At 62.3% G+C, this 853-nt stretch carries 1 protein-coding gene; it reads left to right on the top strand.

Translation table 11 applies throughout. The features are described from left to right. The first annotated feature begins 47 nt into the window (after positions 1 to 47). Entirely contained in the window at positions 48 to 833 is a 786-nt protein-coding gene (locus tag QOL99_RS17245; protein WP_285525635.1) for an IS5 family transposase, read from the top strand. Positions 834 to 853 lie beyond the last annotated feature (20 nt).

Raw genomic sequence — 853 nt, forward strand, 5'->3', positions numbered from 1 at the left:
CTGAGAGGGTGTTTGAAAAGGGTCAGGTTGTGGGGCAGTTTTGAGGTGTGAAACGCAAAACGTACCCGAGTGACCTGACCCTGAAGCAGTTTAAGCGGCTGGAACCCCTGCTGCCTGCGGGCCGACCCGGAGGTCGGCCCCGTGCTGTGGACCTCTACGAGGTCGTGTGCGCGATCCTGTACACGCTCCAGAACGGCAATACCTGGCGCGCTTTGCCACATGACTTTCCGAAGTGGCAGACGGTGTACTGGTATTTCCGCCGCTTCGAGCGGGACGGCACCTGGGCCGCGATCAACCGTGTCCTGGTGCGCAAGACGCGCTGCGCCCAAGGGCGCAGCGCTGAACCCAGTGCAGCCATCCTGGACGCGCAATCCGTCCGGTGCTCTCCACAAGCCGGGCCACGAGGGAGAGATGCTGCCAAGCGACTGATCGGACGCAAACGGCACGTGTTGGTCGATACCTTGGGCCTGCTCCTGTTCGTGTTGGTCACGAGTGCGAACGTTCAAGATCACAACGGTGGGCGATTCGTGCTGAACGCTGCGCGCCATCGCTTTCCCCGCATCGAACTGGTGTGGGTGGACCGTGGGTATCAGGCAGGCTTGGTGGGTTGGGTCAAAGCCCTGTGCGGTTGGAGGATCGAGGTCGTGCGCCCGGAACCGGGCGCACGCGGCTTTCAAGTCTTGCCCAGACGGTGGGTGGTGGAGCGTTCCCTGGCCTGGTTGACCCGCTCCCGTCGGTTATCCCGGGACTTCGAGGGACGACCCCAAACCACCGAAGCCTGGTGCTATCTCGCCAATATTCGCCTCATGCTTCGCCGTCTTGACCCCTACTGACACCCTTTTCAAACACCCTC

It is taken from the genome of Deinococcus rhizophilus (assembly GCF_030271215.1).
Taxonomy (GTDB): domain Bacteria; phylum Deinococcota; class Deinococci; order Deinococcales; family Deinococcaceae; genus Deinococcus; species Deinococcus rhizophilus.